The organism is Xanthomonas euroxanthea (assembly GCF_903989455.1).
In the GTDB taxonomy this organism is placed as follows: Bacteria; Pseudomonadota; Gammaproteobacteria; order Xanthomonadales; family Xanthomonadaceae; genus Xanthomonas; species Xanthomonas euroxanthea.
Map to the genome: position 1 here is coordinate 1,988,263 of NZ_LR861803.1, position 23,503 is coordinate 2,011,765.

Here is a 23,503-nt window from a genome sequence, read left to right on the forward strand (position 1 = left end):
AGTCCATGGGAGCTGCTGTCATGTTTTTCGTGGAGTTTTAGAGCTCCCCGCCCGCATAAGCTGGTCTCAGATGAACGTCTGTCCAGCACCATGCTTACCTTGTTAGGCGTCTCGCTTGCTGTGATAAACCATCGCCCCAAGCAACATGAGCATGATCAAGAGCAGTTCGTTTCGAACATTGAATGAAAAGGCTGCATAGGAAAACAATCCCAAGCATCCAAAAGCCAGAAATAGAGCGTAAATTATTTTTAAGAACATTATTTATCCCTCAGTGCATTCAATTGTTTCTTCCACCATCCCGGTCGGGAAGACTTCCTTAAGTTCGTTCATGAACTCAATGATGTCTTCATTTCTGACATCCGCCGAACCAAAGTATTTCAATCCGCTTTTGTCGATAACTTCTTGGAGCTTTGCCATGCATATCCCGCATTGGATGCACGATGCGGAACTCTGCACGCTATATTTCCTCACACATTTGCCTTCCTTTGCGACCTCTTCAATGAATTCCCCGAGCAAGCCTTCGGAAGCCCAGCCAATTAGAAAAGCGGCGATGGCATAGAAAAACCTCACCATCAAGCATCATGGATGCCACCTACTGGTCGTCGATGCGAAATCGTCGTTATCAGTCGCGAGACTATGGATTTGCTTCAATGTAGTTACTGGATAAGTCGTTGATCTCCATAAGCTTTCGGCTAGGCGATGTTGCCGTAGCCGACGCCGCGCCAAAAGTTTTGGCAGGTCGCATTTTAACAATAGGTGAGACGCATCGCATTTGGGAGTGTGTTGTAATTTAGCCGGTTCGCCTACTGCGCCACAGCACCAAGAACAGTATCGGCAACGATTTCAGGACGGCCATCGCTCCCAAGCCCATGGTGACCGTCAAGGGCGTCACGAGCCACCATCGGGCCCAGCTGAGGCCCTGGTCGCGCTGCCTAGCTGCTTAGGCTTCTTGCGCATAGAGCCGTTCCGCCTTTCGCAGGCCTCGGTCGAGCCATCAACGGCCCGACGATGAAGGCGAACGGGCCCAGGAAGAGCAGGCAGGGCTGCCGTTTCGGGGGACATGCTGCTGCGATAGCTGTATGGCGAGAAGCGGGCATGTCTTGCATCACCGGGAAGCTGGTCTCTGCTTGTTGGTGACTAGCGGCTTGAGAGGTGACTATCGTCGCTAGTCAGACAATGCGTAATGTGTCACAATTGAGAATCAATCTCATCTTTGGGTCAGCCACGTGGTTTGAAGCCGCCCTCGCTTTCAAGGGTTCTTCATGGCCGTCGACCATTCATTGCTTGCCTCGCTTTACCGCGATCATCAGCCTTGGCTACAGCGCTGGGTCGGTGGCCGGGTTGGGTCTCGAGAGGTTGCGCAAGACCTGACGCAGGACACCTTCACTCGCTTGCTCAGTGGGCGCGACCTTTGCGGATTGAATGAACCACGCGCGTTCCTAACGACGGTGGCCAAGGGCCTCATGGCTAATTGGTTTCGTCGCCAATCGTTGGAACGTGCCTACTTGGAAAGCTTGACTGCGCTTCCCGAATCAATCGTGCCATCAGAAGAGGAGCGAGCGATTGTCTGCGAGGCGCTTTGCCTCATCGATGCAATGCTCGAAGGGTTACCTGTGGCTGTGCGCCAAGTCTTCCTGCTGGCCCAGTTTGAAGGCCTTGGGTATGGCGAGATCGGCTGCAAGCTTGACCTGTCGCTGAGCACCGTCAAGCGACATATGAAGCGTGCTTGGCTCGCATGCCTGGCCTATGCGCCCTGACGACACCAAGTCCTCAACGCCACTTGATCCCTGCGTGCTCGAACAAGCCGCCGAATGGGTCGTGCGATTAGGAGAGCATGGAGGAGCTCAGGACCAAGCTGCCTGTGAGCGTTGGCAGCAACAGCACCCCGACAACGCACGGGCATGGCGAAGGGTTGAAGAGCTCTTGGGGACCATCAACGCGGTCCCACCTTCGATTGCGCGCCCCGTATTGGATCGCCCCAAGCACCCGGGACGTCGCTTAGCCATGAAGCGCTTAGGCGCCTGGCTACTCGCTGCCCCGGCTGGGTGGCTTGCCTGGCAACTGTGGGAACAATCGAAATGGGATCAACGCTTCAGGACGGGCACTGGGGAGTGGCAGCACCAGCAGCTCGCGGACGGGACCCAGATAGAGCTCGATTCCGGAACTTCGCTGGACGTGGCTTATGGTGCAAAACAACGCCTGCTGCGCTTGCAACAAGGTCAGGTGCTGATCAAGACCGCGCCAGACACCATACCTTCACCGAGACCCTTTCGGGTTGCCACGACGCACGGATGTATGCAGGCATTGGGCACACGGTTCAATGTGCGCGTAGAGGAGCATCGAACACACTTGGCGGTGTTCGATGGCGCGGTGCGCATCGAGCTCGGAGGAAACACGCGCTCGTCGTGTCGGGTGGATGCGGGCTTTGCCGTTTGGTTTGACCGCAATCGTTGCGTCATCGCTCCGAAGCCAACCGAGCAATTGACGGGCTGGTCAAAGGGCCTGCTGGTCATCAATGCCGAGCCACTCGGGCAGGTGCTCGAAGAGCTTGGGCGTTATCGCCATGGCGTGCTGCGCTGTGATCCGTCCGTGGCGCATCTCTTGGTGTCAGGTGTGTTCCCACTGGCTCATATCGACCAGAGCCTCGACATGATCGCCCAGACACATGGCTTGGCCATCGAGCGCCGAGCCAAAGGCTGGTGGACGACGGTCGTCCCAAAATAAAAAGCAGTCGGAGTGACCCTTTTTTCAATCTCGCGGGGCAAGTGGAAGAACCCCTATTGTTGAGCGCTGTCATGCGTCGTTTTTGCCATCCCCTGCGGATTCGTCTTCTAGTCCTTGCCCTGGCTACCGTCTCAAGCTCGGCGTTTGCCCAGGCAACGCCCGCTCGATTGCCTGCGGGGCCGCTGGGCGCAACGCTCACCGCGTTTGCCACGGAGCGCGGGATCGCATTGTCGTTCGATCCCGCCTTGACCGAGGGGCTGACTTCGCCATCGCTCGAGGGCAACATGACCGATCGCGAAGGCCTGGAGCGGCTGCTATCGGGTTCGGGACTGCGCTTGCTTGCACGCTCCAATGGAAGCTACACACTGCTTCGCGCACCTGCTGCGAGCAGCGGGATCATTCCACTGTCGCCCTTGCGCATCGGGGCGCAGCGCACGTTCCCTTACTCGGAGGGAATTGCACTGGATCAAGCCTACATTGATGCAGCGCCTCGGGGAGAAAGCGATCTCGCCACGCTACTGCGCATCAATCCATCGGTGCAGTTCAGCGACACAGCGAGAAGCTCGCGCAATGCTGGCGAGATCCGCCCGGCAGATTTCAGCATCAACGGCGCGCCGTTTTACCAGAACCTGTTCCTGATCGATGGCATCAGCTTCAACAACGATATCGATCCGGTCTTCAACAACGCTGACCACTATGCTGATGTCCCTAGCCAGTCACAGGGCATCGCGGTCGATACCGATCTGCTCGAGGGCGTGACCGTCTACGACAGCAACGTGCCGGCAGCCTTCGGGAACTTCACTGGTGGCGTGGTGGACGCACAAACCCGTAAGGCAGGTGACCGTCTACACGGCAAAGTCTGGTTCCGCATGGCGCGTTCGGTTTGGAATGACATCATCATCCCTCAAGGGCAAGAGCAGGACTTCGAGCAGTCAGCAACCAGCGATTTTCAACCCGAGTTCGACAAGTTCAAATTTGGGGCGCGACTGGAAGGACGGACCAAGAGCGGCATTGGGCTGATCGGGACTGTCACGCAGACTCGCTCGGAGATCCCTCTTCGAGGCTATACCTCGGGGAATGTGAGCAGCAGCGATGCCAACAGCAAAACGCAAACCCGGCAGAACACAGCGACTTCCTTGTCGGCCGATTGGAAAAGCGACAGTGGTATCGAGCTCGGTGCCAGCATCACCTATGCGCCGACCGATGATCGTTACTTCATCCAAAGCGCCAAAAACTCATGGTTCGATCTGAAATCAGGTGGCCCTGTTGTCGCGCTGCGTGCCAACGTCGAGCGTGGGGCCTGGACGATGCGCAATACCTTGAGCTACAGCGATCTGGAGAGCTCCAGGCGAAGCCAGGTCGACTACTGGAAGTCCTGGGCCAAGTCACGGGAGTTCGATTGGGGCGTCAACAACAGTAGCCGCGAAGGAAGCTGGGGCAATGTTGATCAGCATGATCGCAAGGTGGGCTATCAAGCCCAGCTCGATCGGGAGCCCATTGCCTGGGGATCGAGCGAACACAATGTGCAGCTGGGCGTGTCCTTCCAGCATCGAGAAGCAAACTACGAGCGCCTCAATGACCACTACAACTACCTGCAACCCTATGCCACCACAAGCTGCACCAGCAGCAATGGGGCAGTGGACACGGATAGCTGCTCGCTGTCACCGGTCCTGACCTCTGTCACCGGAACGGTTGTCGCCGGGCGTGGTCAATACTTTCGCCGGCAAACCACCTATCGAGCAGGAGAGTTCAAGGTCAGCGGGCAGGCTTATGCTGCGTGGCTCCAAGACGACGTGCGCCTTGGAGACTTGAGCCTTCGTGGTGGCGTGCGTCTGGACAAAGACAGCATTTGGGACAAGACCACGCTCTCTCCACGGCTGGCCGCATCCTGGGATGTATTCGGCGACAAGACCACGATCCTGACGGGTGGGCTCAACCGCTACTACGGACGCAACTTCTTTAGTTACCTGCTTCGCGAGGGGCGTGAGCGCCTGACCCTGGTCAAGACACGCACGAGTGCGCGCGCGGCATGGGAGAGTATCGAGGGCACATCTGCTGGTTCGACCAACCGGCTGAGCGATGTTGATATCCCCTATACCAATGAATGGACCATCGGACTGGATCAGCGTTGGCGCGGCCTGGATCTGAGTCTGAAGTATGTCAGTCGTGACAACCGCGACGAAGTCCTGCGCCAATCGGTTCGAAGTAACGATCCGTCCGGCGCGTTCACCAGTAGCGTCTACGAGTATGTGAACAACGGGCGCAGCCGAAGCGATGTCTACACGCTGAGCGTGAGCCCTGAAAATAGCCTGGTCTGGGGGCCTAGTCGGACCCAAGTGCAGTTTGCCTTCGACTACACCGACACCCGGCGAAATTACAGCAACTACCAAACCAGCTGGAGCGATGAGAGCGACCAGTTGGTGCTCTATAAAGGCAACCGGGTTTGGCTCTACGATCTGCCGGCGACCGACTTCGCGCGCAAGTGGACAGCACGCCTGTCAACACAGTCGCGTGTGGATATCGGGCCAGGCGAGCTTCTCTGGAGCAATTTTTTGCGATATCGCGATGGGTTTCGCGACATCGTGCAGCAAGGAAGTGAAGACGTTGGTGGCGAGGTCTATGACGTCTATCGTGATGTGAGCTATCCACGTGCCTTCACCGTGGACACCACACTCGAATACAGCTTCCGCTTGCCATCCGAGCAGCAACTCTATGTGCGTGTGGAAGCCATGAATGTGCTCAATCGCATCAACAAGATTGCTGGCACAACATCTTCATCATCTTACTTTGAGCAAGGGCGCAGCTACTGGCTGGAAGCGGGGTATCGGTTCTAATGAAGGTGGGTCGGCCGATGCGGTTGGGTGGTTGAGAGGTGGCACGCGTTGAGTCGCGATGTTGGCGTTGGTGGCTGATGCTGGCCGCATGCTGTGTTGCAGGCCATGCCGTGCCGGAGAGGACGAACACGCCCGTTCCTCGGGACTGCCGGGCAACGCTCGCCTTGTCATCCACTAGCGTGGACGTTGCGTGTCTGCGCCTGGCTTACGCAGGGCCGCAAGCGTCGTGGCCGAAACCTGAGATCTCTGAAGGCGCGGTATGGCAAGAACTTGCTCCCTTACCCGCGAAAGCGCCGACACCTGCTGACAACCCAACAACCGTGCAAAAAGTCGCTCTTGGAAGGAAACTCTTTGAAGACCCGCGACTGTCGAGCTCAGGACAGATCGCGTGCGCCAACTGCCACGATCCAGAGCTTGGATGGGGAGATGGGCGTAGCGTGTCCTTTGGCCATAATCGACAACAAGGACGACGCAACGCGCCAAGTGTGGCGATGTCTGGTTTTGCCGAGTCACTCTTCTGGGATGGACGTGCCGGGTCGTTGGAGGAGCAGATCCGCCATCCCATTGAGGACGGCAAGGAAATGGCGTTTTCGCTCCCTGCCATGGTGGAGCGGCTCAATCAAAGCGATGACTACCCCGGTGAGTTCGGACACGTGTTTGGCTCATCACGTATCACGGAGAAAGACATTGCTCAGGCGTTGGCAGCTTTTGAGCGAAGCTTGGTGCCTCGCGCCAATCGCTACGACCGATTTCTACAAGGGCAACGGGAGCTGCTGACCGATCAGCAGTTGTGGGGCTTGCATATTTTCAGGACCAAAGCCCGCTGCATGAACTGCCATAGCGGTCCGACGCTTGCCGACAATCGTTTCCACAATCTTGGGCTTCATTTCTATGGACGTCAGCGCCAGGATCTGGGCCGGTATGAGGCCACCCAGGATGTTCGAGACAGTGGGAAGTTCCGCACGCCGTCACTGCGCAATGTGCGGAAGACAGGGCCTTACATGCATACAGGTGGTTTCGCGGATCTGCGCAGTGTTGTCAATGCCTACAACGCAGGCATGCCAAGGCCAAAGCCCAAAAACGAGCAGATCGATGATCCGCTCTTCCCGAAACCTGATCCCTTACTTCGACCCCTTGGCCTACAAAAAGAAGAGCGCGACGCCATTGTGGCGTTCTTGGAAACGCTTTGAAGGCCTGCTTCTTATTGCAAGAAAAATTCTACGGGAACTTCTAGTTCCACCGGATCGGGCAACGAGTGGGGCGGCCGAGGAAGCGGCTGCGCCCGGGAAAAGGTGCCTAACGCTTCATCATCAAGGGCTAGGTAGCCGCTCCCAAGGTGCACCCGTGCGGCAAGCACCCGGCCTTGATGATTGACCAGAGCGCGCACGAAGACGACACCTTCTTGTCGATGTGCCTTGGCGGTAGTGGGATAGCGACGGAAGCGCTGCAAGCGTTCCAAGACGCGCCCCTCCCAATTTGGGTCTGTCATTCCGGCGGCAGGAGCTGGCGGAGCAGGGGGCGAGGCTGGAGCAGCAGCTTGCGTCAGGGCAGCGTCTTGCTCAAGTGACGCTGCCATCGAATGTTCGACAACATCGGACGGCGGCATGAGGGGAATGCTAGGTAACGAGGCAGGCGTGGGCTGTCGTGTCGGACGCTCGACAGGGGGCGCCTCTAAGCGAGGTGGGGACGAAGAAGTGATCCGTGACTGTTGTGGAACTTGTTTGGGTGCCGGGACTGGTGCGACCGGTGTGGGGGGCGCGGCTGCAGGAAGAAGAGTGAGGCGCATCCGAACTTCTTCCTGAGGCGGAATGCTGCCGTCAAAGCGCGTTTGATCAAGCACAAGCCATGCGATGAGTGCATGGATGACAACTGTCGCAATGCCCGCACTAAGCCTTTGCCAGCGACTCTCCTGTGTGGCAAGGGCATGGATGGAAGAAAGAGCGGTAGCGGAGGGCACGGTGGAAAATACAAACGAGACTCGTTCTATTTTATACGTTAGGCACGTTAGGTGCGATGCGCTTTGAGCAGAAGTGTGTCTTGCGTGAGGTATGGAATCGCATTTGAAGAGCATCAAGTCGCCAAGAAACGCGGCTGTAAGTCAAAGCCTCTGGCATAGATGATGGCTGTGAGTTCGATCGCTTCGCGAAGGGTTTCTCCGCCTGGATGACGCGTAGCTCAGAACTTCCTGACATCCCGAAGGGCGCGAGACCTATGGTTTCAGGAATGCAGTGGCGCAATCTAAAGCTGCCGGACGGGAGACCGATGGTCGCTCACCTCGCGGGACGCTTGAGCAGCGTCGTGCCGGCAACCCACGAGTATTTCTGTTGAGGTTGCGTCCATACAGTCTGGCTGTATAGCCGCTCTTCGTGTGTTGCCATCTGTGTGAAGCAGAGCACCCAACACTCCCCTACGTCAGCTCCATAGTGGACGAGGCGCTGCCGTGGTCTCAGGCGCTGCGACAGCGCTACCGATACTTGAGCTCATGGACAGAGCTGAGTTGCGAATCCACCTGGATCACTTGGACAACGCAGTGCCAGCGCTGAGGGCGTCTAGCCCTGACCGTTACCACTTCTTGCGAGCGTTCGCGGGCATGGCGCAGGTCATTGAGGCAAAGGCTCTCACTTCTCAAGATGCTGAATTCGTTGGCCGCCGGGTCGATGAGATTTTGGCATGGCATGGTCTACAAGGCTCGGACGACCAAGGCTGAGGTGGCATTGGTTACCACCAGTTCTCCCGACCAATGGAACCGCCGGGATAGTGGCTTCATCAATCACACCATCAACATGGGCATCCCCTCGAACATCCCGCCGGACAGCGAATACATGATTTGCAGGGATGAGTCCACTGACTCCTTTTAGAAGATTCACCGCTACGGCACTGGCTCGTGACGCAAATGGCCGCGCCGCGCCGCGCTGAGCTGACTTAGTTGACTCGATAAACCGGCGGTCAGATGCCGCTCGCTCTTTGGGGCGAGTGGCATTTTTGCTTCGGAGCTCGTTGAGCGGAAACAGCAGATGAAGGGTGGATCACATCGGCTGGCAGATGCACGAGCAGCAAACGGGGATTGCGTATGCGCGCTAGAGCTCCTAGGCAATGTTGCACCGAGAGGACTGGTGACCCACGATCATGAAGACCTGCCGAGATGCGAGCTCCGATAGAGCTCGGTCAGTGAGTGCGTAATGTTCGCTTCCATCCTTTCTACACACGCGAGAGTGTTCAAGCGCATCCGTCGCAGGCTCATCGGATTGCACGGCGAAAATCGCGAAGCTCCCATTGCTGGGGCCTAACTTTGGCGGTGGCAGCAAAGTGACACTTCTAAATCTGGTGACATTTTTTAATGTCACCCAAGCGCTTGTTGCTGCCTCCGCCGTCTCGGAACGCGTCCATGGGACATGTGCTTGCACCTGTCTATAAAATATCTACCTCAAGAAGAACCTGACAGGGACGTCAAGGCTCACTGGTGCTCTCATCGCAATAGGTGGTGCGGGCAGGGGTTCGGCTCTCGCAAACGTAGCCAAGGCTTCTTGATCCAAGACATTTGAGCCACTTGTGCGCCGGACCGTTGCCGACATGACGCGGCCTGAGCCATCGATCAAAGCGTGGATAAGCACTATCCCCTCTTGGCGGCGAACTTTGGCACGGCGGGGGTATCGCTTGAACTTTTCCAGTCGGGTGAGCACTTCCCCTTCCCAGTTTGGATCAACCTCTCCGCTGGTCTGTGGACTTGGCGGCAAGGACAAAGATTGGGGTGCCGATGGCGGGGACGGCGTTGGAACGCTTGGTGCATTTGAGGCACCCTCATCGAACACGGGCACTTCGCCCATGAGTGATGCAAGTTGCGGTTGAGCGGAAGTCTCCGTGCGCACGCGCTCTGGCGTCATTCTGGGAGAGGCCTGCTTGGGCCGGGCCTTGGCGGCAGGAGGATCGAAGCGTTCAGGTGAGACTTTATCTGCCACGGGCACAGGCGGTGCTGTCGGGCTCAAGAAGGTTAACTGAACTCGAATCTGCTCGGGTGTTGTGGGCTTTGAAGGTTCAGGCCAGTGAAACAAGAGCGCGTAAAGCACCAATGCATGGCCGCCCCACGTCAATGCGTGCGCCAGGAGCTTGGTTCTAAGCTCGCTTTGGTCTTGCAAGCGCTGCTCGACGCGCGGCAGCGGCCGAGTTTGGATCCAGAGTGCGCAAAGACAGATTGCGAGCGTCACGCCAGCGCCAAGCACCCAAGATGGCTTGGCACCCAGCCAAAACAAGGTTGTCCCCAAACCCATGCCGAGCGTAGCAAAGCATTTGCCATTGCGTGAAATCGCGCCTTCCTCAGACCAGGCTCGAAGCACGGCGCCATAGCGAGGATGGCCTAAAAGCTTGGCCTCCAATTCCGGTGACGATCGAGCAAAGCAACCCACGGCCAAGATCAAGAAGATGGTTGTTGGCATGACAGGCAGTAAGGCGCCGATGATCCCTAAGCCCACCATCACAAATCCCAAGAGAAGCCAAGCCATGCGCTTCAATCAACCAAACTCCCTTTCGGATTTGCGGTCGAACAAGGGCATTTCCTGTTCGACAAAGGCCTTCATTGTCGAGAAAGCGCGTATGGCACCCTCAACCATGACAGCAAGTTCCGCGTTGGTCCAAGCGACCTGATCCGTCGCCTCGACGAACGAGCGCCAGTGCCGGGCTCTACCATCATCGTGAGCCGCCAGGTGCCGTGCGCCAAAGGCCTCACTTAGGCCAAGCCGTTGTGCGTGTTTGAGCAAGATGGCTGCGCCAAGCTTGGAGCCCTCTGCTACATAGAACCAACCCAAAGCCGTGGCCGGAGAGGTGAAATCGACAACAACGCTGCTTCGATCAGTTTGGCTCTCAATCCCGAGATCGCCCAGATCGAGGTCGATCTCAGCTAAGCGCCGACGCTCGGCAAGCTGCGGGACAATGCCTTGAAGGCGTGGCTCACCGAAAAGCGGGTCGATAGTGGCATGAAAGCGCCGTTGTGCCCTTAGGAATTGGGCATAGCGGGTGGTCGAGGAGAAGGGGGCGCTTGCCATGATTCGCTGATCGAGCGCGTCGTGCGCATCGTGCGTTTGGGCCTTCAAGTGCTTAGCCGCGCTCGGGATTTGTTTTGGAATTGTCATGGGGATGCTCAGAGGTGGACGCTACAACACGTGTTCGAACTTCAAACTCACCGCATCGCGGTCGTAGCTGTAAAGCCAGTCGATGTTGCTTTTGACGGTGTTTCGCCGAAAGGTCAGCACTGGCGTGAAGCCTGCCCAAGACCAGCGTTGGGCACGAAAAATCAGGGTGTAGCCTTGCTCACGATCCCGACGCCGAGCTTCCAACACAGCACTGTATGCGCCGTAGTCGCGCCATCGAAAAGAGGAGAAGAGGGTCGTCTGAATGCCAGTGGGCCATTGCAACGAGCCGCCCACGCGAATGCCTCTTTGGAAGAAGCCATCGACGTCTTCTTGCGCTTGGCTGTCGACGGCGTCGACGCCAGCAAAGCCCATCCATTGCGCACCGAAGCTTTTGAACATGGTGGCAAAGACTGATGTTGTTTCACCATCGAGGTAGTTGCCATAGTCTTGCCGTCGATAGCCCAGGCGCTTCCAGTCCCCTTCGAGCTTCATCAAGGATGTGGGGGATATCGTCCATGACCAGTCTGCGTGAAGTCCTGGCGCACCATAGAGGCTTTGATTGCCGAGGCCGTAATACTCAAAGGAAGGCGCCAGCGAAAACGCATTTCGGCCAGACTTGAAGCTGTATCCTGATTGCACCACGGCCGTGACTTCATTGAACTGGCTGTTGTCACGGTAGCTTTGTCCAAACAAGGTCATGCGGGCATACAGACCGTGATGACCTCTGATGCTCCAACGCTTCTCATTGGCTGCGTCGTATTCGAGACCTATTGACTTCACTGCATCAGGGGTGCTGCGATTGAAGTAGCACTGTCCCTCCAAGAAAATCAGGCAGTTGGAACTGGCTGAGGTGCGATTGACATTGTCACTCCATGCTGGACCCAGCGCGAAAGTGCCTTGCCAGTGATCTCGCTCCGTCAGGGCTTGTTGGAAGCTCCCGATGCTATCGAACACGCCTGAGGTCTTGGCATCGCTGCGGTCAATCGATTGTTCAATAGAAGAAAATAGCGCTTTCGCCTCAGCATTTTGCTGATCCTCAAACAGCACGCGAGCCAGTTCAAGCTGCCCTGGCAGGAAATCAGCTTTGAGCCTCAAGAGCGCTTCGTATTCCGACTGAGCTTTTGCGTAGTCGCCTTGAAGGCGGGCAAAGGCGCCTTGCGCGTAATGAACAAGCATGGGATCGCGATCGGGAAGCGTCAGATACTCATCGAGAAAGGATCGAGCTTCCGACCATTGTTTGTTTTGAAGCGCGATGTAAAGCGCGCGACCAACATCATTGGCATTGCGCCCAACGGTGTATTCGCGCCCGTCCACCACCATTGTGGGTCGGGACTTGTCCGTTTCATCCTTCATGATGGCACGCTCGCGAGCGTCAGACTGCGCTTGATTGCGCTGCTCCAAAATGCGGCGCATATCATCTTGCTGCTGCTGTGCATCAGCCGCGAGAGGCAGCGCGGCGATGGCAGAGAGGGCGACAACCCAAATGGGTGTCTTCGTTGCATGCATAAAGATCGGCCATGAGAGTAAAACAGGACTGGCTTGGCCTGGCTTGTCCTGTCATTGCGCTATCAAGTGGTATGCGGCATCACTTACTTCTTCGAACCACCGAAGGCCGTGTCATATTGCACACCGGTGAAGTTCGCCGCGCCCGCGAGCGCAGTTTGGCCGGCATAGAACTGACCAGTGACCGCACCATTTGAGCCCACCAGTGTGCCGGACTGACGCGCCGTGGCGTTGGTGCCGGAGATGCTGGCGTTGGTGTTGATCGTGGCCGTGCCAATGTTCACCGCAAAACCGGCGTTGTTTTGGATCGAGCCAGTCAGGCGGCGCGTGCCGAAGTTCGCATCGAAGGTGCCACTCAGCTGATTGCCGGAGGTGTAGTTGTTGATACCAACCACATTGTAGCTGGCCGTACCAGAAGCGGGGATGGTGGTGTCGGCGTTGTCGCCAATGAAGTAGACGGTATGGGTGTTCAGGCCCTCCGCGTTGTCTTTGCGGGAATACCATTCGCCGAACCACACATCCTGCGTGCCGACTTGCGCAAAAGCGAAGACGCCCAAGCTGTCATGACTGGTGGGTGCGCCGCTATACGGGAAGTTCAGCACTTTGACTGAGCCCGTGCCGCCATAAGATGCTAGGCCCCTGAAGTCGACAGGCTTATCCAAGCCCGTGGAGTTAACGGCAACTCCTGCAAAGCCGGCCTGGTGAGGGCCGCCATTGACTGTGGAGGCGCCGACTTTGACATAGCCTTCGTTGGTCGAGCCGCCGACGAAATTCGCCGCCTGTGCTGCTCCGGCAAACAGCAAGACGCTGGCACCAATGGCAACGGACAGCACTTTGTTGTGGATGTTCATCTGTTTGGTCTCTTGTTGAAGGGAAAGGGCATCCTTGCCCGTGTAACGGTCCGTGATCCTGGGCTCAGAAACGGCCCGTAAAACTCAGCTTGATGGTTCGACCAGGTGCAGCCATGGCAGATCGCGTGGCGGGATCGACGTAATAGCGATCAGTGAGGTTGGTGCCGGTGAGTTCCATCGACAGATTGGGCCTGAGCTTGTAGCTGACATACGCGTCGACCAGTGTCGTGCGCCCCCAGGAAAAGGGAACATTGAAGGTGTAGACCAAGCGCCCATTGCCGCTTTGAATGGAGTTGTCTTTAAACCATTCAAGATCAGCATTTTCGTATTGCTTGTAGTAGCTCAGACGTGTGCCAAGCTCCAAGCGTTGGTCCATGAAGCGCCCACCCAATGAGATGCTGGTCGAGAACTCTGGTGCGCTTTGAGTGAGCAAGTAGCCGCCGACAAAACCATAGTCCACGCAGTTCGGCACAATGACCCCACTGCCAATGATATAGCCGTTGGTGCCAGACAGCAGGGCTGCCGTTTGCTCATCGCATACTTCATTTTTGAAGTTGTAGTTGATCGCAAGGTCCGCAAACACTCGCCCTGAGTCATATCGACCCTGGAACTCAACGCCTTCAATCGTTTGCTTGTCGATGTTGCGGAACTTGAAGCTCGGGTCACGCTCGATGACGTCGCGCGTTTTGTTCTTGTAGTAGCTGAGCTTGATGTCAGCCACGGTGTCAGCTGATAGAAGGGGGGCAAAGTCATGGACATAGCCCACCTCCCAGTTGTAGGCGTGCTCCGGTTCCACGCCTTCGGGATTGAGAGAGGCGGAAAAAGCGATCGTGCTTTCAAACATGCTGGGGTAGCGAAGCGTCTCGCCATATCGAACGTAGGCTCGGCTGTAATCGCTTAGGTAAAAGGTCGCAGAATAAAACGGGGTCCAGCCGTGATCCTTGCGCTTTTTCGCAGCGACGTCGGTGACGTCGGAGACGGCCGAGGTCTGGCAGATTTGCCCTTGGGCGGCAGGATCTGCATCAAGCGATCCATTCAGGCAGGCATTGCCGGCCTTGGTGAAGTTTCCATTTGCATCTGGCTCCCAGGCGCCCTGGTGATCGACAGTGTAGGTTGTTGGAACATCCGCCAAGATCAAGGAAGCAATCTCGTCATACTCTTCTTGCGTGATGATCTCCAGGTCGAGGAGTTCACGATTGGATGCCAACTGATCTTCAACGAGGGCCTCACGCTCGGCTTGTGTGTAGGTGCCAGTGGTGCTGTATCGCGTGGTGTAGCCTGTGGTCATGGCCTGGCGAATATCGCCCTGATGCGCGTCGAGGAAGTCGTCGAATGCCCAATAAGAGGAGTAGCGGGCACCTGCACTGAGTGAGAGTGCTTCGATTGGACGCCACTCGAAGTTGAAGTTGCCTTGCCATTCTTCGCGCCGTCCAGCGCGCGGATACATGCGCCAGCCGTCGCTCACGCCAAAGTATTCGTCCGTCGAGGTGAGCTTCTCATGCTGGAAGCTACCGCCCACCGTCAGATCCAATTGATCCGTCAGGCGAAGCTTGTTGCTCAACGTGATCCCATTTCTGGCATTGTTGCCATTGGCAAGTGCTGTGTTTTTTAAGAGGGGGGCGTTGGGGCTTTGGGCGTAGTTCGGAAAGCCGCCTGCCGTATAGGTGTCGCTTTGTGTATCGGTTCGCCAGACATTGACGTAGAGGTCGATCACGCGACTGTTTTGGGGCTGCCACTTGTATTCGGCGTTCCAAGCCTGCGTATCCACGCGACTCAGGGGCCATTGAATGGCGGCTCGATCTTCTGACTCGATGATGCGCGAGGGCATCACTTCACCATAGTGCGACAAGCTGCTGCGGTAGCCAAGCTGCAACACTTGGTCTGGCGTGATGCGCCAAGTTGATTTAAAGAGCCAAGACTCCATCTGGCTCGATGTATTGGCCACCTCGTTGCCCGGTAGCCAGTAATTTGCCATGGACAAGATGTAGTCGTCAGCGTTGTTGCTTCTGTCGTTGGAGTAGTAGTCTGCGCCGCGCTTGCCTGAAAAGTAGTTGCCCCGTTCCCGGTAGCTATACGCGGCCAGAAGATCGAGATTTTCCGTGGCTCTCCAACCCAACGCTAAGCGATAGGCGTAATCCTGGCCAGAAAAGACATTGACCCCACCGCCGCCACTTCGCGGCTGGAACATCAAGGTCCGATCGGTATACGGAATGTTGGGCGTTTGCTGCGGGAAGCCATCCAACGTTCGGTAGTCTTCGCCGGTATGGAGCGTCGGAAGACGCGGCTTAACGGCATTGCTGCTGCCTTCTAGACGAAGCTCGGCACCGAAGGCTTGTCCCTCATCCAAGATGTCTTCGACATCCAATGTATTGACCACCATTGCGCCACCTACACCCGTGGTGACATTGCGCGTCAGCGAAGGACCTTTCAGGATCTGGATGCCGCCAATGAGGAACGGGTCGATGTAGTTGCGGTTGCTCGCACCGTTGTAGCCGCGCCAGACGGTCAGGGCCTGTTCGGTGCCATCAATGGTTACAGGCACTCGGCCAGGGCCTTGAATGCCGCGAATGTTCAAGTCCAGTGCGCCGCTGTTGCGCGCATCGCCACTGAAAACGCCCGGGATTCCGTTGACCAGATCAGAGGGTGTTTTCCCCTTAAAGCGCTCAATCGTGGCGCGATCGATGTAGGAAGTGGAAATATCGAGATCGTAGACATCGTCACGGCCTTGCAGGTCCCGCTCTTGGCCACGACCAGTTCCCAGATCCCCACCAACCCGGAGCACGTCCGTGGTGTGGGCGGCGGTGCGCGATGCATGCACGATTAGGTTCTGACCTTGCTGACTGGCCTCCAGACCCGTGCCGTTCAGAAGCAGGGCTGCACCCGCCTGAGGAGTGAAGCTCCCTTTGAGGCCGTCACTTCTCAGGTCCCGAGTCAGCGAAGCATCCACGCTAATACCCAAGCCCGCCTGACGACCAAAGCTCAGCAAGGCTTGATCAAGCGGACCCGCCGAGACATCAAAGACGATGGCCGCCTGTTGTGCGTGAGCGACAGGCACAACGGCTGTGAGTAACAGTGCCAGTGGCGCAGATCGAGCCAGCAAAAAAGCAAGTGCCAGCGGATGACGGCGAATGCGCGGGGCGTTTCGGGTGGGAAAGGGGCGTTGTGCCGCCATGGCAAGGGCAATCCTCAGAGGGGAAGTCTCACCCGCTTTGATCGTCAAAGAGGGGCTCATAAGGTTGCCAATCGAGATCGCCAAATCTGCCACCGAGCAGTGAAAAATTTTTCCGGCGCGACTCAATGGCTCAGCGCTTTGCGGGTCCCACGAGGATCAACCAAGGCGAGACACGGCGGATTGAAACCGGAAGCACCTGGGGTAGCGTGTCCAAGATGGCGATGACCGGGTCGGCGCCGACCAAGCTATAAAGCGCGGTGAGGCGAAACTGCGCAACGGATGCTTCGCAGCGGATCCATCCGCGCCGGTAGCGAGAAAGCTCCGCGAGGAGATTTCCCAGAGACATGCGATCAGCTCGGATCAGGCCATCCGTCCAGGCGACCGCGCTATCATCGAGCGGCACTGGTTTCCCCGTGCTCAGACAGTCAAAGAAAATTTGTGATCCAGCATAGACCCGCAGGGCAGGAGCAATCCTTCTCGTGAGATCGACGGCCCCTTCTTGCACGGTTAAAAGCGTGCCGGTATCACTGAGGCGAACGCCAAATCGTGTGCCAACCGGCATAAGTTTGGCCGAAGGCACTTCCACCAAAAAGCGCCGCCCCAAGACATCGGGCGCAGTTGTGATGTCGAGCTCCCCCTCGCGCAGGATGACGCGGCGGAGTGTTGGATTAAAACGCACGTCCACCGCACTTGCGGTGTTCAACCTCAGCACTGTGCCATCAGGAAGCGTCAGGCGCCTTTGTTCTCCGACCTTGGTGCGGATGTCCGCTGTCGTGATATGCCACTGACGTGATAGGCCCAGGGGTTCTCGCAAGAAATAGCCGCCTCCCAGCCCGGTGCCTCCGAAGATCAAAACCTTCAAGGCTCGGCGTCGATGGTGTGCGTTGGCGCTGCCAAGCACCTCGCGCGATACCGCGCCTGGAATCGGTGCAAGACGTTCCGTCATGCTTCCCCGAAGCGCTTCAATCCGTCGCCAGGCCTCGGCATGGTTGGGGTCGGCCTGTTGCCAGTGCGCAAAAGCGTCTTCCTGGCTAGGATTGGGCTGCCCTGAGGACAAACGCACATACCAGCGAATGGCCCCGTCGATGGCAGACGAGGGCAAAGGGCGCGGGCGGAAGTCAGCCATAAGTTGCGCGATAGCAGCTTTGCAACGCTCGGATCATGGCCTTTTGGACCATGTTCACTGTGATCCCAAGATGCGCAGCGATTCTGGCGTAAGGCCACCCATCGAGCTGAGACAGCAAGAAAGCTTGCCTGGATCGGGCAGGGAGCCCATCAAGCAACGTGTCAATTTCTTCCAAGGCTTCCAAGGCGAGCTTGGCGTCCTCAGGTGAGGGAAAGGCCAGCTCGCCGCGAGCAGCCAAGGCATCCAAGTAGGCCCGCTCAATCGACTGCCGACGCCAGTGATTGACTACTAGGCCGTGAGCAACGGTGGTGAGATACGCGCGTGGTGTGCGAATAGCTTCGGTCGGGATGCTTGAACCAATAAGCCGCACAAAAGCATCTTGGGCCAGGTCCAGCGCCAGGGCATCGTTGCCAAGTTTTGCGCGCAACCACGATCTGATGTAGCTGTGATGGTTGAGGTAGAGGTCGTGCAGATGAGCACGAGCTTCGTTCGACAATGTGATAGCAACGCTATTCATCATAGTGTACGAAATAAGAATCATTCGCATTGTAGCTGCACTGGGTTGGTCGCGCAAATCGTGCCAGCTCGGCTCGGAGGGACCTGCAGTGGTGAAAAACAAGCGAACTTATCGGGGCTACTTAGGAACTGATGCAATACATTCCATTGGAGGGGCTGCTTGTGTTGCGTTTGCGTTTGCGTTGGCGGTGACGCATCGCAAGCGGTGCGACAGCGCTGCCGATACTCGAGTGCATGGATAGAGCCGAGCTGCGCCTTCACCTTGAACGCCTGGATGCAGCCGTGCCAACATTGCGTGCATCTAGTCCTGACCGCCGCCACTTCTGGCAAGCCTTTGCCAGCATGGCCTCTGCCATCGAGAGCAAGGCCATGTCGAACGAGGACGCGCAGTTTGTTGGCCGTCGAGCCGAGGAAATCTTGTCCTGGCACGGGCTGGAAAACATAGACGAACACATCTGAGCCCATTGGTGCCGGCCAGCCTATCCCGATGCCTGCTTGGTTCTCATGCGCAGCGATGCTAAGTAGGGCAAACATGCATGGGGCCGCAGTAGCCCATCACTGGCTGCAAAGCCCAGTCATCGCCTGCTGACATCAATCGACCCCGCCCATCCGAATACCGTTTAGTCCGCAGGCCTTGTAGGGCATGCATGGGGCTGTCTCCACCAGCGCTGGGCCTCTGAAAGGGAACTTAGCTCCGCTGTCCCGACCGCAAGGGCAGGCCTCCTTCTCGACGCTTGCGCTTTGTTGCCGCCCTTCGCTGCGCACCGCTTGCACGGTGCTCGCTCTCGGGTGCGGTAGGGCCGGACGCTTCGCCTGTCGGTTCCCACGAGGCGCACAACGTGCTGGTGGAGAAGAAGCGATGAAGCGCACCCAAGACCGAGCAGTCCAGTATCAACTCCAGATGGACGAGGAGGGCATTTTGCTCGCAGCAGCCCGCATCCTCGAAGGGCGGCTTCAGCGCCAAGGTCGGATCCACAGCCCCGACCAAGCCGGCGATTACTTGGTCGCCCGCTGCGCCCACCTGCCGCGTGAGGTCTTCGGATGCGTCTTCCTCGACACCAAGCACCACATCTTGGCCACCGAGCACCTCTTCAGCGGCACCATCGACGGGTGCGATGTCCACCCGCGAGTCGTAGCAAAGCGTGCCCTGGACCTCAACGCCGTCGCCGTCATCCTCTTCCACAATCACCCGAGCGGGAATCCGGAGCCCAGCGAAGCCGACCGCAAAGTCACTAAGCGCCTGGAGCAGGCCTTGGGCCTCCTGGACATCCGAGTCCTCGACCACCTGGTCATCGGTGGCCGGCAGCACACCAGCCTGGCCGCAAGGGGGTGGGCATAGCCCACCCCTGCCTATCAGATTGGCCTGCGCCCAAGCGCTGGCGTTAAGCTGTCCAACCTCCCGACACTCGGATGTTGGCCATGGATATACCCAGGCAAGGAAGGCGCATCGCCAAAGCCCTTTCAGCAGGTGCGCTGTTGTTGGGAGTGGCCGCATGCGCGCAATCGTCAAACGCCCATCAGGAGAAAGCTATGAAGGAACCGACCTCGGCTGACGTTCGGCGTGAGCAGGACCGCGTCGCGGCACTTGTCGACGCCGCGGCCCCTGAGCGTTCGGCACCGATGATGACCTGGGACGGCTATCCCGCGCTGCAACCAGGGGCTGAACTCACCGCCGATCAACTGCTTAAACAAATCAAAGCGCTCGCCCAGTCCTTTCACACTCAAGCAGACTCCGACCCCGCCAACGTCGAGCGCGTGTTGGGCATTGCACTTCCTCCCGACGCTAAGCATGAGCGCAGGGGCGCGGCCGGCAAGGTGGGACAGGGCACTTACGAGTGGGCTGTGTGGAAGGGCGCGCCCAAGCTCCCCGGGCACCGGGTGGAACTGACCCTTGCCCCGAATGCCTGCCTCGCCTACGACGCATTGAAAAAGCAAATGGAAGCCGACGGCTTCCGGGTGTATGTGCCAACCTTCGGCGACGATCAACCAATCACGTTCGACAAGATCGTCGGCCCCTCGCTCGGGCTCTACATTGCCGTGACTCCTGACCATCGGGACACGCCGACCTGCGTGACGGTCGTTGTCTTTGAGATGGAGCGCAGCGATGCTTGACCCTCGCATTGATCGCATGCTCCAGGAGACCGAACAACGATCGTCTCTGTCCCCAGGTGCAGCCAAGGACCTCCGCGAAGCGGTGGAGTCCTCTCCTTACTTGGTTGAGGTGATACCAAAGCCATCGACAACGGCGACCTTGAGCACATTAAGTTCGCTCGCACGCCCAACGAAGGCGGGCACTATAACCATGGCGAAAAGACGATCAGCGTCAACGCCGATGTATTCCAGCGACCGACCCGGTCAGAGCGGATAGACCAGCTGACGGGTGTTCTGGGGCACGAGGCGGGCCATGCGTTGATGGCTCGCTCCAACGACCTCAGCACCTACAAGCTGTCCTACCGAATCGATGAGGCACTCAAAGAGGGCGCGCGCTACGGAGATGCGACGGTGGACATAACTCCGTTGGCAAAGGAATACATCAACGCTTCCCGGCAGAACGAAGCGCTCGCCGAAATGGTATCGATGAATTCGGTGGCCAGTCGGGTCAAGCACCAAGACAGCAACGTCAGCGAAGCAGAACTGCTTTATCGCCTCGACCCGACCACGCCCTGCGTCACGAACGGGCGGCTGGCGCCAGGCATCCAGATGGATGTCCAGGGCATCCGACACACCGACAACCGCATCGACAGCCCTGCGGTAAAAGCCGTTGCAATTTGTCAGTTCGATCAGTCCGGCAAAGGCCTGGGCGCATTAGGACAGTCCGACTACAACGCCTTTTACTTGTCCTATGTCGTGTCCGCCAGCGCTGCGGTATCCCGTGACCTAGACCGGGCTTCCAGCCACTCGATTCCTAGCCTTGGCCTCAACCTCAAAGAGCTTGGCAGTTCGGTGGAAGAAGTGCAGGCGGCGGGGATCTCTTTGGGCGGGCAAGGGAAAGCCTTCGGATTCACCGACACTTCCGACGGGCAGCTACGTCCCACGGAGGTGCGGCAGATCGGGAAAGGCGGCGCCGGCCAACCAGACATCGAACCCCAAGCCGTCGCGCGCAACGAAGCCATGCTGGCCGACAATCCGATGCACCCCGACCATCAGACGTATGCCCGCATCCACGGCTGGGTCAAAGGCACGGGCAACTGGAACGACGAGGAAAGCCGGAACGTGTCGGCCTCGCTCTACAAGCAGCAAGCCGAAGACTCGCTGTTGCAACGGGTCGACCGGGTGACCGGAGGCTTGGGGAACAATGGTGCTCAGAACGTCGTTGCAATCTATGCGCCCTTCGGGGAGAAGGGGCCGTTCTTCCATGCGCATGTCGACGGGCGCGAGGCCTCCCAGCAACCGGCGCAGCAGAATCTGCAGCAAGCTGAGGTCATCAAGCAAGATCAGGTGCGTCAGCAGGCGTTGGAGCAGACACAACAGCAGTCACCGCAGCAGGAGCAGGGGCCGCGGATGACAATTGGGGGGCTGTGATCAACCTAGTGCAAGGTAGCCAGTGCTGGCTACCCATGGCCTAGGGGCGCACCTATCCGGACTTCGTAGCCAAGCTCACTGATGGGCGCTTACTGGTTGTGGAATACAAGGGGGGTGATCGGGTGAGCAACAAAGACAGCCAGGACAAAGCTTCAGAGGGACCACCTTTGGGCCAAGGCGCCTGCGATGACGGCTTGTCAGTCGGACAGCAACTTGCCAGGGCTGTGAGCTAGCGATGGCGGCTGCCGGCGCCATGATCGCGTCTATTTTTCATCGGAAGGATTCGGGGTCGAAATCATGAGAGTTGGGCGGCTGAAAATATCGAACTTCAGAGGCATCTCACAAATTGACTGGTGGCCTGCGGGAACCGTCCTTTGCTGCCTTATCGGGTATGGGGACTCTACGAAATCTACAGTCCTCGATGCCATCGAGGCTGCCCTGTCGTCGCGCTGGTTCAGCTTTACGGAATCAGACTTCTACCTTTGCGATACGACTCAGTCCATATGCATTGAAGTCACCGTTGGGGAGCTTTCGAAGGCATTGCTGTCAGACGAACGCTTCGGGCTCTACATCCGCGGATGGGGCAACGATGGGCAGATTCATGACGAGCCAGAAGACGGTGACGAGCCTGTATTGACGGTGCGGTTGAGCGTCGATGCAACCATGGAACCGGTTTGGGAAATCATAAATGAACGCGCGAGCCATCCGCGCACCATTTCCAACCGTGACCGCGCCCTTTTCGGCCTGGTGCGGTTATCGGGTGATGACGCCCGCCATTTGACTTGGGGCCAAGGCTCGGTCCTGTCCAAGCTGACAGACGATACTGACGAAGCAGCCAAGCATCTTGCTGATGCGTATCGCACGGCCAAAGCGAGCGCCAATCTGGGCGCTATTTCCGGCTTGGTAGACGCTTCGCTTCAGGCTGAATCCCGCGCCAAGAGCATCGGCGCATACGTGACCGGCTCTTACGGACCTGGCCTCGAGCTGGGTCGGGGCGGCTTCTCCTCTGGCTCCATTGCGCTACACGACGGCACAGTTCCACTCAGGTTGGCGGGAATGGGGACCCGGCGCTTGGCGACGCTTGCTATTCAGTGTGCAGCTATCGGGGACGGCGCCATCATCCTCGTTGACGAGATCGAGCAGGGGCTTGAGCCACACCGCATATTGGGGGCGATCGCTCACCTGAAGGCAGCTCAGGCGCAGGCCAACGCCGACGGTAGGGCTGTAGGGCAAGTGCTGATGACCACACACTCCGATGTTGCGCTGAGTGAGATAACTCCCAGCTCACTTCATGTTGTGCGGTCTTACGCTGCGCAGGGCGTGCGGATCCTGAAGCCCCCGTCCGGCTCCGACTTCCACCGAATCCTCAAGAAGTCGCCGCGAGCACTCTTCGCTCGGCGCGTCTTGGTCTGTGAAGGAGAGACTGAACTGGGATTGATGCTGGGGATTCGCGAGCTTTACCCATCTAGGCATGCCGGCGTTCCAATAGAGCAGCGGGGAGTTGCTATTGTTGACGGTTGTGGCACTGAGGTCCCATTCCTTGCTGCGGGGTTTGGAGCGCTGGGCTACCACACGGCGCTCTACCGCGACTCTGACGTGCCACTTGAGACCAGTCAGGCCAGATTGCTGGCAGAAAAATCGGTTGAGGTTATCACTTACGCAAGCGCGATCAACACGGAGCAAGCGCTGTTTCGGGCGATCAAAAATGATGAAGATATGGACTTCATTTTGCAGGTCGCACGAGACGTAAAAGGGTTCAATGCTATTAATGACCAACTGGCTAAGGCACTGCCAGAGCTCACAGGCGTTAACTTCGCCGATCCATTTCAAACGTGGAACCAGTTTGATGAGGTTGCCAACGACGACTTCATTGAGCGCCTAGCAGTCCTAGCTCGCAAGAATTCTTGGTTCAAAAACCGTCATGTCGCACGCTCTTTGGCGTCTCGAGTAGACACTATCGTTCGGCTGAACCCATTGAACAACCTCGCACCCGTCTTAGCACGTCTCGAAAGCTGGATGTATGGTTGAGCCACTTGACCTGCTGGCTGTCCGGCGAGGAAGCATCGTAGCCCCTGCCGGACACGGGAAGACGGAGCTGATTGCTCGAACGGCCGCGCTGGGTCAACGGACGC

At 57.9% G+C, this 23,503-nt stretch carries 19 protein-coding genes and 3 pseudogenes; 12 read left to right on the forward strand and 10 right to left on the reverse strand.

Going from position 1 to position 23,503, the window contains the following annotated elements:
* Positions 1-261: 261 nt before the first annotated feature.
* Together H7A86_RS08535 and H7A86_RS20985 are read right to left on the reverse strand one after the other, a co-directional pair.
* Positions 262-570, reverse strand: a complete 309-nt coding sequence (locus tag H7A86_RS08535) for a hypothetical protein (protein WP_147421354.1) — start codon at positions 568-570, stop codon at positions 262-264.
* 220 nt (positions 571-790) lie between these two features.
* Positions 791-1,097: pseudogene (locus H7A86_RS20985) on the reverse strand (hypothetical protein).
* Positions 1,098-1,262: 165 nt separating this feature from the next.
* On the opposite strand from H7A86_RS20985, the gene H7A86_RS08540 reads away from it, so the two are divergent.
* The 5 genes and pseudogenes from H7A86_RS08540 to H7A86_RS08555 all read left to right on the forward strand — a co-directional run bounded on the left by H7A86_RS08540 (position 1,263) and on the right by H7A86_RS08555 (position 6,748).
* On the forward strand, positions 1,263-1,757 hold the full coding sequence (locus tag H7A86_RS08540; RefSeq protein ID WP_119132213.1) for a sigma-70 family RNA polymerase sigma factor: 495 nt from the start codon (positions 1,263-1,265) through the stop codon (positions 1,755-1,757).
* A pseudogene (locus H7A86_RS21235) lies at positions 1,747-1,863 on the forward strand (hypothetical protein); the annotation flags it as partial. The gene H7A86_RS08540 and the pseudogene H7A86_RS21235, both read left to right, overlap by 11 nt.
* 141 nt (positions 1,864-2,004) lie before the next feature.
* Entirely contained in the window at positions 2,005-2,724 is a 720-nt protein-coding gene (locus tag H7A86_RS08545; protein ID WP_232099295.1) for a FecR family protein, read from the forward strand.
* Positions 2,725-2,765: 41 nt separating this feature from the next.
* Complete coding sequence (locus H7A86_RS08550; protein WP_232099296.1) at positions 2,766-5,558, forward strand: secretin and TonB N-terminal domain-containing protein; 2,793 nt, start codon at positions 2,766-2,768, stop codon at positions 5,556-5,558.
* A gap of 320 nt (positions 5,559-5,878) precedes the next feature.
* The gene (locus H7A86_RS08555) at positions 5,879-6,748 is read left to right on the forward strand and encodes a cytochrome-c peroxidase (protein ID WP_232099297.1); all 870 of its coding nucleotides are present in this window, start codon (positions 5,879-5,881) and stop codon (positions 6,746-6,748) included.
* A gap of 11 nt (positions 6,749-6,759) precedes the next feature.
* Here H7A86_RS08555 and H7A86_RS21240 read toward each other — a convergent pair whose 3' ends face one another.
* Positions 6,760-7,629 (reverse strand): energy transducer TonB, encoded by an 870-nt coding sequence (locus H7A86_RS21240; protein ID WP_147421352.1) that lies wholly within the window; start codon positions 7,627-7,629, stop codon positions 6,760-6,762.
* 411 nt (positions 7,630-8,040) lie between these two features.
* Here H7A86_RS21240 and H7A86_RS20990 point away from each other — a divergent pair, with 411 nt between their 5' ends.
* Positions 8,041-8,265, forward strand: coding sequence for a hypothetical protein (locus H7A86_RS20990; protein ID WP_119132208.1), 225 nt, complete (start codon positions 8,041-8,043; stop codon positions 8,263-8,265).
* Complete coding sequence (locus tag H7A86_RS20995) at positions 8,189-8,416, forward strand: hypothetical protein (RefSeq protein ID WP_232099357.1); 228 nt, start codon at positions 8,189-8,191, stop codon at positions 8,414-8,416. The genes H7A86_RS20990 and H7A86_RS20995 overlap by 77 nt, the downstream gene beginning before the upstream one ends.
* A gap of 561 nt (positions 8,417-8,977) precedes the next feature.
* Here H7A86_RS20995 and H7A86_RS08565 read toward each other — a convergent pair.
* The 7 genes from H7A86_RS08565 to H7A86_RS08595 all read right to left on the reverse strand — a co-directional run bounded on the left by H7A86_RS08565 (position 8,978) and on the right by H7A86_RS08595 (position 17,874).
* Positions 8,978-10,054, reverse strand: coding sequence for a TonB family protein (locus H7A86_RS08565; protein WP_119132207.1), 1,077 nt, complete (start codon positions 10,052-10,054; stop codon positions 8,978-8,980).
* Positions 10,055-10,063: 9 nt separating this feature from the next.
* Positions 10,064-10,681 (reverse strand): biliverdin-producing heme oxygenase, encoded by a 618-nt coding sequence (locus H7A86_RS08570; RefSeq protein ID WP_119132206.1) that lies wholly within the window; start codon positions 10,679-10,681, stop codon positions 10,064-10,066.
* 21 nt (positions 10,682-10,702) lie between these two features.
* Positions 10,703-12,187, reverse strand: a complete 1,485-nt coding sequence (locus H7A86_RS08575) for a surface lipoprotein assembly modifier (protein WP_119132205.1) — start codon at positions 12,185-12,187, stop codon at positions 10,703-10,705.
* 83 nt (positions 12,188-12,270) lie between these two features.
* Positions 12,271-13,035, reverse strand: a complete 765-nt coding sequence (locus tag H7A86_RS08580; RefSeq protein ID WP_119132204.1) for a Slam-dependent surface lipoprotein — start codon at positions 13,033-13,035, stop codon at positions 12,271-12,273.
* 64 nt (positions 13,036-13,099) lie between these two features.
* A complete protein-coding gene (locus H7A86_RS08585) occupies positions 13,100-16,207 on the reverse strand; it encodes a TonB-dependent receptor (RefSeq protein WP_119132431.1) in 3,108 nt (1,035 codons plus the stop codon).
* A 130-nt stretch (positions 16,208-16,337) separates the two neighbouring features.
* On the reverse strand, positions 16,338-17,333 hold the full coding sequence (locus tag H7A86_RS08590) for a FecR domain-containing protein (RefSeq protein ID WP_119132203.1): 996 nt from the start codon (positions 17,331-17,333) through the stop codon (positions 16,338-16,340).
* Positions 17,326-17,874 (reverse strand): sigma-70 family RNA polymerase sigma factor, encoded by a 549-nt coding sequence (locus H7A86_RS08595; RefSeq protein ID WP_232099298.1) that lies wholly within the window; start codon positions 17,872-17,874, stop codon positions 17,326-17,328. The genes H7A86_RS08590 and H7A86_RS08595 overlap by 8 nt, the downstream gene beginning before the upstream one ends.
* 209 nt (positions 17,875-18,083) lie before the next feature.
* Between H7A86_RS08595 and H7A86_RS08600 the strand changes: the two genes are divergently transcribed.
* The 5 genes and pseudogenes from H7A86_RS08600 (at position 18,084) to H7A86_RS08620 (ending at position 23,399) form a co-directional block, all read left to right on the forward strand.
* On the forward strand, positions 18,084-18,308 hold the full coding sequence (locus H7A86_RS08600; RefSeq protein ID WP_180708085.1) for a hypothetical protein: 225 nt from the start codon (positions 18,084-18,086) through the stop codon (positions 18,306-18,308).
* Between the two features lie 400 nt (positions 18,309-18,708).
* On the forward strand, positions 18,709-19,188 hold the full coding sequence (locus H7A86_RS08605) for a JAB domain-containing protein (protein ID WP_119132202.1): 480 nt from the start codon (positions 18,709-18,711) through the stop codon (positions 19,186-19,188).
* 191 nt (positions 19,189-19,379) lie between these two features.
* Positions 19,380-19,961 carry a hypothetical protein gene (locus H7A86_RS08610; protein ID WP_232099299.1) on the forward strand — a complete coding sequence of 194 codons (582 nt, stop codon included), beginning with the start codon at positions 19,380-19,382 and terminating at the stop codon, positions 19,959-19,961.
* 999 nt (positions 19,962-20,960) lie between these two features.
* Positions 20,961-21,371 (forward strand): annotated as a pseudogene (locus H7A86_RS21170) (XVIPCD domain-containing protein); the annotation flags it as partial.
* Between the two features lie 297 nt (positions 21,372-21,668).
* On the forward strand, positions 21,669-23,399 hold the full coding sequence (locus H7A86_RS08620) for an ATP-dependent nuclease (RefSeq protein WP_119132201.1): 1,731 nt from the start codon (positions 21,669-21,671) through the stop codon (positions 23,397-23,399).
* Positions 23,400-23,503: the final 104 nt, after the last annotated feature.